Source organism: Rhizobium sp. P1_E1 (genome assembly GCF_056406015.1).
In genome coordinates, this window is the sequence record NZ_JBFUAY010000186.1 from 1 (window position 1) to 8,670 (window position 8,670).

Annotated in this window: 8 protein-coding genes; 4 read left to right on the forward strand and 4 right to left on the reverse strand. The window is 59.1% G+C overall.

All coding sequences use genetic code 11. The annotated features are described in order from the left end of the window. On the reverse strand, positions 1 to 456 hold a 456-nt coding region (locus AC1D1Z_RS30595; RefSeq protein ID WP_477852613.1), incomplete at its 3' end, for a polysaccharide pyruvyl transferase family protein. A 512-nt stretch (positions 457 to 968) separates the two neighbouring features. On the opposite strand from AC1D1Z_RS30595, the gene AC1D1Z_RS30600 reads away from it, so the two are divergent. Then, a complete protein-coding gene (locus AC1D1Z_RS30600; RefSeq protein ID WP_018246166.1) occupies positions 969 to 1,553 on the forward strand; it encodes a hypothetical protein in 585 nt (194 codons plus the stop codon). 132 nt (positions 1,554 to 1,685) lie between these two features. Here AC1D1Z_RS30600 and AC1D1Z_RS30605 read toward each other — a convergent pair whose 3' ends face one another. Then, positions 1,686 to 3,614: an adenylate/guanylate cyclase domain-containing protein gene (locus AC1D1Z_RS30605; protein ID WP_334546554.1), complete on the reverse strand. Its 1,929-nt coding sequence runs from the start codon at positions 3,612 to 3,614 to the stop codon at positions 1,686 to 1,688. Positions 3,615 to 3,839: 225 nt separating this feature from the next. Between AC1D1Z_RS30605 and AC1D1Z_RS30610 the strand changes: the two genes are divergently transcribed. The 3 genes from AC1D1Z_RS30610 (at position 3,840) to AC1D1Z_RS30620 (ending at position 7,022) form a co-directional block, all read left to right on the forward strand. Then, on the forward strand, positions 3,840 to 4,610 hold the full coding sequence (locus AC1D1Z_RS30610) for an SDR family NAD(P)-dependent oxidoreductase (protein ID WP_334546555.1): 771 nt from the start codon (positions 3,840 to 3,842) through the stop codon (positions 4,608 to 4,610). 146 nt (positions 4,611 to 4,756) lie between these two features. Then, the gene (locus tag AC1D1Z_RS30615; RefSeq protein WP_334546216.1) at positions 4,757 to 5,815 is read left to right on the forward strand and encodes an alpha/beta fold hydrolase; all 1,059 of its coding nucleotides are present in this window, start codon (positions 4,757 to 4,759) and stop codon (positions 5,813 to 5,815) included. Positions 5,816 to 5,972: 157 nt separating this feature from the next. After that, the gene (locus AC1D1Z_RS30620) at positions 5,973 to 7,022 is read left to right on the forward strand and encodes a class I SAM-dependent methyltransferase (protein ID WP_446944371.1); all 1,050 of its coding nucleotides are present in this window, start codon (positions 5,973 to 5,975) and stop codon (positions 7,020 to 7,022) included. A gap of 289 nt (positions 7,023 to 7,311) precedes the next feature. On the opposite strand, the gene AC1D1Z_RS30625 is transcribed toward AC1D1Z_RS30620, so the two are convergent. Both AC1D1Z_RS30625 and AC1D1Z_RS30630 read right to left on the reverse strand, forming a co-directional pair. Next, positions 7,312 to 8,268: an NUDIX hydrolase gene (locus AC1D1Z_RS30625; RefSeq protein WP_334546217.1), complete on the reverse strand. Its 957-nt coding sequence runs from the start codon at positions 8,266 to 8,268 to the stop codon at positions 7,312 to 7,314. Between the two features lie 69 nt (positions 8,269 to 8,337). Beyond that, positions 8,338 to 8,670: dienelactone hydrolase family protein (locus AC1D1Z_RS30630; RefSeq protein WP_477852615.1), on the reverse strand; the 333-nt coding region annotated here is incomplete at its 5' end.

Here is an 8,670-nt window from a genome sequence, read left to right on the forward strand (position 1 = left end):
ACTCTGACCATCGCGCGTCATGCAAAAAAAATTGCGATGCCTCCCAATCGTACGTTTCGCGTATTCCTTGAGGGACTCGTTCGCGAAATGAATCGTTTGCGGCATCTGAATGATCGTTCGATCCGGATATTTCCACATCAAACGGTAGCGAACATCATCCCTGCCCGTCCGCGCGTCTCCAAAGTCGGTCCAACCGCAAATGAATATTGGAGCGTCGCCTGGTGTTGTTTTTATCTCATCTATACTTTGAGCGGTACTGCCAGTCAGCACCGGGAGGCGCCCTGTTACTTCGCGCAATACCATCGACAATCCAAGCCAACTCGCATGATGGCCAGGATCTTTATTTGATGGAAAGTTCATTATAACGTAAGGCTGTCCCCGGCTTACAAATTTCCTTACGATTTCAATCAACTTTTCTTTTTGTCGTCGTATTACAACTTCGCCGAGGTGATGCATATACTCAACTTGTATTTTCAAAACTCGAACAGCAATTACAGCCGCGATTCTGAAAAGTCAATTGGAGGATGTATTACTTTTGAGTAATAGTTAAGTGGGCAAATTGTCTCACTTCTTAGCCACCAGCGATCACGAGGTTCGAGCGTGGTCGACGCCTTTTAGGCCTTGGCGACAGGTCCACTTTTGGAGCGCTTGTAGTCTGCTTGAGGCCAAAGTCGACCTTCCCGATTGAGACTCCGACGTCGCGGATTGCTCAGTAATTTGAGACCCCAATTGCGCCTGTGACAGCGGAGTTCGTTCGCCATGGACGCTTGCAATCTTGGCTACGATCAAAGTGGTGACCGGGAGTAAGACGCGGCAACCGGTTGCCGAATTCAGTCCCGTGCAAGCTACTTAAGGTTTCTCTCTTCCATTGTTAAACGCCTGACGCGGTGAATGATGAGCAAGCTGGATGGAGTAATGTCGCTCCTGGCGGCTCGGAAACGCCATGCCAAAAATAAGTGAAGGTCACTATGCGCGTCGGCATCGTTGCTTTAATTCTCCCAGTGATTTTGTCGGTCGTATCGCAGTCCGCCGCACAAGAAGATCGTAGGTCTTTCGGCTTGCTCGACCGTCTGCCAGACGAAGACCCTTCATGTGATTTCGTCAACCGTTCTTATGAGCGCACCTTTGGAGGCAATTTCGCGTACCGGCTTTACGGCGTTCAGCCGACGGGCGCTTTTGACCTGCTCGAAATTCGAGTCTTCATTGGTGATTTCGCTTATGATCGACAGGGGCTCGGTAGATGGCATTTGCGACACCGTGGGCTACGCAAGACTGTAGATGGTATCGGAGCAGTTTTCCGGCATTGCTCGAACGCTTCCGACAGCCTCTATGGCGCTGTGCCGGTGAAGGTTTTTCAGGTGGACTGGGCAAGAAATGGCTATAACGCCAAATCAGAAGTCGTGATTTCTACAGCAACTTCAAAAATCATCAAAACCACCCGCCAGTTCGTTGGAGCCACCCCAACCGGCTTCCCCGTGATGACGGAAATCTTCGAGACGAAGCGAGATCGGATCAAAGCTCCCTCTGACGCAGTCGATCTTCGCAACGAGTAGGTTTTGCGCGTTCCATGGCTACTGATCCCAGATGAATGGTTGGTCCAGTTGAAGGCTCGTTCGGGGGAAGTCGCTGAGAAAGCGTACCGAGAGAAGGCCTCTTATATGGCGCGCGCGTTGCACAGGGCTGTTCTATGGCTGCCCGAGGGGTTTGGCCTTCTCCGCCTCGCATTCCGGCAGTCGCACAGGTTTGGCGAGGTTCGCCAGCGCCTCGGGCTTGGCGCATGCCGGGAAGCCAGCGAGCGGCATTGTCTCTATGAACCGATTGCGCTCGATTGTGCTTAGGCCGGGTTCACTGATCATGCTCTCGACACTCACCTCGGGGTGCTGCTTGAGAGTTTCCATAGCTGAAGCATGCGCCTCATCGGTTCGACCCAGTGCCGCAAGCGAGCTGCTGCGCACCACCCAAGTCCACCTTTGGTAGTTGTCAGGCGTCATGCGCTCCAGCATCGTCACCGCGTCCTCATACCGCCCCGCCATAAAATAGGCAGGTGCGAAGAAGTTGGACGCCCACATCGGATAGTTCGGGTCGAGCCGCATGACCGTGTCGACCATTTGAGCACCGCGTTCTGGTTCACCGAAGCGTGCTGCATAGCCGCTGTAAAAGGTCAGGATTTCGGACGAACCCGGAGCCAGGCGAAGGGCCGTCTCGAATTCGGACTTGCCGCGGCCCATATCGCCCTTATTGGCAAGGCTCATACCAAACACCGCATGGGCTTCGGCGTCGCTCGGATCAAGCCGCACCGCGCGTTCGGCCACATCGGCGGCCACCCTGCGGTTGCTCTCGGGATCGACGCCAAACACGCCCATCAGATCATGAGCATGGTAAAGTTCGACCCAGGCCCGGGCCAGCCCCGGGTCGAGCTCGACGGCGCGGTTGAGCAAGGTGATGGCCTCCTCGTCATCAGCCTTGGTGAGCTTTTCAATCTTCTCGGACCCGAGCAGATAGTAATCATAGGCATTCAGGTTTTCAGGCCGTTTGCGTTTGGCTGCCGCCCGCCCGGCCTCTTGAATCAGTCCCACTCCGCCGCCGAGGCGGTTGGCGACCTGCTCTGCGATTTCGGTCTGAACGGCGAACACATCCTCAGCGGGCCGGTCCCAATTCTCCGACCAAAGATGGTGGCCGGTTTTTGCGTCGATCAACTGTGCTGTGATCCGTACCCGGCCACTCTGCCGCTGGATCGAGCCTTCCAGAACAAAGCCGACATGGAGCGCGCTTGCGACCTGGCGGGCATCCACGGGCTTGCCTTTATAAACGTCCGTCGAATTCCGCGCCACCACCTCGAATTCGGGAAACCGCGCGAGGTCGGTGATGACGTCCTCGGTCAGGCCATCGGCCAGACGCCCGCTAGCCTCGTCGCCGCCATAATTGTCGAAGGGCAGCACCGCCACCGACGGCTTGCCGCTCAAAGGTTCCGGCTGCGAGAACCACCAGACCCCGCCGCCTGCCAGAGCCAGCGCCACGATCGCCGCGGCAGCCGCCTTGGCCCAGCGCGGCATCATTTTGAGAAGGGGCCGACGCGCCCGTTTGCCGTCGAGCCTCAGCCGATACATCCGTACCGGGCGGCTGATGTTCTTGACCTGCTGCTCGCCGGCGAAATCGAGCGGCCAGTCGAGTTTGCCCTGGAGATGATCGTATGCCGTGCCCGACACCACCACGCCGCCCGGCTCGGCCAAATGCTCCAGCCGCGCGGCGACATTCACCCCATCCCCATAGACATCGCCATCCACCAAGGCCACATCGCCCAGATTGATCCCGACGCGAAATACGATGCGCTCAGGCTCCGGTAGGTCGGCGTTGCGCGCCGCCACGACATTCTGAAACTCCGCGGCGCAGGCAACCGCATCAACCACGCTATCGAAGGAGACGAGCGCGCCGTCGCCCATCAGCTTGATAATTGTGCCATGGCGCTGGGAGATGGCGGGATTGATCAGTTCGGCGCGGATGGCCTTCAGTCGCTTGATGGTGCCGGCCTCATCGGCCTCCATCGCCTTCGAGTAGCCGACCATATCCGCCGCAAGGATCGCGAGCAGCTTTCGGTCGAGCGCGGGGGTGCCCATCATCGTTGCCTTGCATGAACATGCAATCGTAGCGGCAGTCTACACCCATCGAAGCGCTGCAACTAGCACACCGCCAAAACGGCAGGTCTGCTTGTGGTGCTATCCGGCCCAGAGCCGAAGCAGACCTCACGCGTCCCGAAGGGACGCTCCTCAGCACGTTGAGAATATCTGGCATCCGCACGCCGACACTGCCATAAATGAGCTTCATCGAGGGGAGGCATCATGATGCAGAAGAATGCGCCGGACTTCAGCCTTGAGGGCAAGGTGACTTTGGTGACGGGAGCGAGCCGTGGCATCGGTCGAGCTTGCGCGCTTGCCTGTGCCAGAGCAGGCTCCGATATTGTCTTGGGGGTCCGCGATGTCGCAGCGTCGGCGAGCCTAGTTGCCGAACTCGAGGGGGCGGGACGAAAAGTTCTGCCTGTTGAGCTGGATATTCCCAACAAGGCCCATATCGCACACGCCGTCGACGCGGCGCTTACGACGTTCGGTCGGATCGACGTCCTCGTCAACAACGTCGGCGTGGCTCCGGGCAACCTCGCGGAACTCGTCGAGGAGAAGGACCTTGACGAGATACTCGATGTCAACATCAAGGGCACCTTTCTGATGACGCAGGCCGTGGGGCGTCACATGATCAAGCGCAATGGGGGCCGGATCATCAATATAAGCTCACAGGCCGGTACCGTGGCACTGCGCGGCGAGGCAATCTATTGCATGAGCAAGGCGGCAATTAATCACCTCACGCGCTGCCTTGCAGCCGAATGGGCACGTTATAATGTCACCGTAAATACCGTATCGCCGACGTTCATTCACACCGATGGCACAGCACCATTTCTATCCGATGCCGACAATCGCGAAGCGACGCTCGGTCACATTCCGCTCGGCCGGATCGGTGAAACCGATGATGTGGTGGGTGCCGTGGTCTTCCTAGCATCGCCGGCTGCGAGCCTCATCACCGGCGCGAACCTGCTGGTGGACGGTGGATGGTCCGTCGCCTGAGGCCTAGGCTGGCTGCGCAGGAGCGCAAGACACGGTCTCGAAGGCAAGGGTCGCCGCGTTGGCAACATTGACCGCACGTCCGTCATGGCGCGAAGTTCGTCGGGACGGACCTGTTGCGCAACCTCTCGATGCGCTAATCTTGACCGATGAAACTCAGCCAGACCATACGGTTCTGCGCCTCCGCCGACGGCACCCGGATAGCCGTCGCATCGTGCGGGACGGGACAAGTGATCCTGCGGGCGGCTCACTGGCTTAGTCATGTCGACTATGATGTCGAGAGCCCGGTCTGGCGGCCATGGCTGCAGGCGCTCTCGGCCGGCAACCGGTTTGTGCGCTACGATCCGCGCGGCTGCGGCCTATCGGACCGGCATGTCGCCGATCTTTCGGTTGAAGCGTGGCATGCGGACCTGGATGCCGTGGCAGCCTCCATCGAGGAACCGCGTTTCGTCCTCCTCGGTCTTTCGCAAGGCGGCGCCCTCAGTATCGCATTCGCCCTGAGACATCCCGAGCGGGTGTCACATCTGGTGCTCCTGAATGCCTATAGTCAGGGTGCGCGGGCACGCGCGCAGACCGAGCCCGAGCGCTTGGAGGCCGAGACGCTCGTCAACCTCATCCGCATCGGTTGGGGCCGCGACAATCCGGCGTTCTGTCGGTTTTTTACCAACCTTTTCATTCCGGACGGGACACCCGAACAGCATCGCTGGTGGGGCGATCTGGAGCGTGTGACGGCAGCACCCGACGTTGCCGCGCAACTGCTCTGGCAGATGCAGGGGCTCGATGTGCTTGATCTGGCGACGACACTTCGCGTCCCGACTTTGGTTGCGCATAGCCGCGGCGATATGCGCGTGCCGTTCGACCAAGGCTGCAAGCTTGCTGCCGCGATTCCCGGAGCACGCTTCATACCGCTCGAGAGCAAGAACCATGTGCTCTTGCCAGACGAACCGGCCTGGGCCGTCTTCCATGGCGAACTCGCAACCTTCCTCGGGCAGGATCGACCGGTGCGACCGCGCGCAGTTCGCGACGCCGGCCTGACACCCGCCGAGGCGGCGCTTTTCGACCTCGTCGCGGAGGGGCTCGACAATCGCGCGATCGCAGCCCGCCTTGGCAAGAGCGTGAAGACCGTGCGCAACCAACTGTCGGTGATTTTCAGCAAGCTCGGCGTGCATAACCGTTCGCAGGCGATCGTCATGGCGCTTTCCAGGTAGCGCGCTGCGTCGCCCCCCACCTTTGGGACAAACGCCCCTTTGCCGGGCCTGAATCCGCAGCTGCGCGGGACAGCTGTCTCATGCCGTCAGGCGCGAGGCGTCTCATCCTTGAACCGCGATCGGCAACAGGCCGCCCGTCAATCAGGAGGAATCCGACATGACCCAACTCAACGAAACAACGCTCAATGAGCTCGTGGGCCGCATCCTTGGCGACCTTGGCGGTGCAGTCAGCGTGCCGCTGGTGCGGATCGGAGATGCGCTCGACCTCTACAAGACCCTCAGGGACATCGGACCGGCGACTGCCGACGATCTCGCCGAGGCCGCGGGATGCGCGCCGCGTTATGTGCGCGAGTGGCTGGCAGCGCAGGCGGCTTCGGGCTATGTGCATTACGAGAATGGCCGGTTCTCGCTCACGCCCGAGCAGGCCTATGTGTTTGCTGAACCCGACAGCCCGGTCAACCTGATTGGCGCATTCGATACGGCTGCCGCGATGGTCGAAAACCAACCGAAGGTGCAGTCTGCCTTCAAGACCGGCAGAGGCGTGGCTTGGGGGGATCAGGCCGGCTGCATGTTCTGCGCCGTGGCGAGGCTGTTCCGGCCCGGCTATGTGAACGCCCTCGTGCAGGACTGGCTGCCTGCGCTCGATGGCGTCGTCGACAGGTTAAAGGCGGGCGCGACTGTGGCCGACGTGGGGTGTGGACATGGGCTGTCGACGATCCTCATGGCGCAGGCTTTCCCCAATTCCCGGTTCATCGGCTACGACTTCCATGCGGATTCGATTGCGGCCGCGACTGCCCACGCCCGGGCAGATGGCCTGGCGAACGTGCATTTCAAGGTGGGCCGGGCGCAGGACTTCGACGGAAGCGACTTCGATCTGATCACCTGTTTCGACTGCCTGCACGACATGGGCGACCCAAAGACCGCGGCGGCGCATATCAGAAAGGCGCTGAAGGAGGGTGGCACGTGGATGGTGGTTGAGCCCGTCGCCGGGGATACGCTCGAGGACAACATCAACCCGGTCGGGCGGCTCTACTACTCCGCCTCGACGATGATCTGCGTTCCCACCTCCCTGGCGCAGGAGACAGGACTCGCGCTCGGCGCCCAGGCGGGAGAGAAGCGATTGACGGAGGTGATCCGGTCAGGCGGGTTCACACATGTCCGGCGAGCAGCCCAGACCCCGCTCAACATGGTGCTCGAAGCAACCTGATGAGAAGTCGTGGCGCGTCCGGGTCCGGCCAGATGTGGCTTCAAACCAACCATGTCCAGGTATAGATGACTTGACCGACGAAATCGTCCAATTCGATTGCAAGGACCGAGGGGCCATCAGGCGCAACAAATCCTGTAGATCGACTGTGAGATCATAAATTCTCAGCGTCACCATGGTGCTCCTCCAGAGGTTACTGCTGCACTGGGTTACCTGACCATACGAGGTCGGCGGGTTATGCTCCGACCGGATTGATAATCCACGGAGAGGTCTCGGAGGATCAGGTGAGACCTTACCGCCAATGCAGCTGCAGGAACTTTCTGGCTTTGATGAAGCTCCACGTCACAGCAGCGTTTTTGTGCGGGCCATTATCATCGAGAATATCGTCCACGGAGTAAAATAGCAGTTCAGACGCTTCGTTTCGATCAGCTGCCGCTTCTGCGCCTGACAGGATATCCGCAGCCGTGGATTCGCTCGGCATCAGGAGAAACAGTTCCGGGTGGCAGAAGACCGGATCATAAGCCAGACCGACAGCAACCGCTTCAGATCGGGTTACATCACGAACGGCGATTTCCTCCTCTACTTCGCGGGCAATCTCGTTGAAGAGGTCTAAGGGACCGTCGCTCTCACGTGGCTCGGCGTACCCCCCGATTAGATAGAGGCCGCCGGGGTTTTGGTCCGCCAGCAGACTTCGCTTCGTGACAATGACATTGCCGTCGCCCGTCAGCACCACGGCCGTTAATCCAAGGGGGTCAGCGCGATCCGCTTCTGGATACTCGAAACCGAAAGTGGGATGGCGTGTCGCCACGTAGGCAGAAAAGCGGGTCCGGCTTGCAGCAATGCTCAGCCGTTCACCTTCAACCCGGTAAGAGGCCATCCGCAACAAAGCGCCGTCGAAAGCAGCTGGACGCTTTGCGCATACTGCTGCCCAGGTCGATTTCCTGACTTCTTCCACGCGATCCTGCAGCTCGAAATTACCAACGAGGTGGCAGTCGATATGATCGACGGGAATGCTGAAAGCTTGATCTTGGAACACACCATTACCCCGTTGAAAAATCGAATCGCAGGCCGCTTCGAGGTAAACATGAGCAAGAAGGCCAACCAACAGCTTTTCGATTGGCATTGGATAGAAGCTGGTAAGCAGGCTTTCAATTCCACTATCAAGATGCCTGCCCGCTCTCCCAGACACGCTGATAGAAATCGAGCGATTCTCAGGCGTTTCGACACATAACTCCAAGCTCAGTTGCAATTTTTGCCTCCTTTTCTGCTCGAAATGTCTGCTGTTGCCAGAAGTAGCGGACGCGCGGCCGGCAGCCAATTATTTGTCGAGATACTTGTTCAGGAATGCTCGAACGCTGCTAAAGGACTGCTCGGCCGCCGTCGCATTATATTCTTCCCGATGACCGAATGCCGTCTTTGCCACCGCGACATACGGGGAATCGAAATCATGGTATGCGCCCGGATAGACGTTGAGTTCGATTGGCGGACCTTTGCCACTCAGGTGGGAAACCCTCTGCCGACACCTTTCGGCGGGGCTCCAATCGTCCAGTTCGCCATTTAGGATCAAAGTTGGCACCGTCGCATCGCCTTCATGGGGAGCGCAAACCGGATAGTATCCGACGGCAGCCTTGAACTTTCGATCCATGAACTG

Excerpts from the sequence above, each read along its gene's own strand:
- AC1D1Z_RS30600 (WP_018246166.1), top strand. The coding sequence starts at position 969 with ATGCGCGTCGGCATCGTTGCTTTAATTCTCCCAGTGATTTTGTCGGTC.
- AC1D1Z_RS30605 (WP_334546554.1), bottom strand. The coding sequence starts at position 3,614 with ATGGGCACCCCCGCGCTCGACCGAAAGCTGCTCGCGATCCTTGCGGCG.
- AC1D1Z_RS30610 (WP_334546555.1), top strand. The coding sequence starts at position 3,840 with ATGCAGAAGAATGCGCCGGACTTCAGCCTTGAGGGCAAGGTGACTTTG.
- AC1D1Z_RS30615 (WP_334546216.1), top strand. The coding sequence starts at position 4,757 with ATGAAACTCAGCCAGACCATACGGTTCTGCGCCTCCGCCGACGGCACC.
- AC1D1Z_RS30620 (WP_446944371.1), top strand. The coding sequence starts at position 5,973 with ATGACCCAACTCAACGAAACAACGCTCAATGAGCTCGTGGGCCGCATC.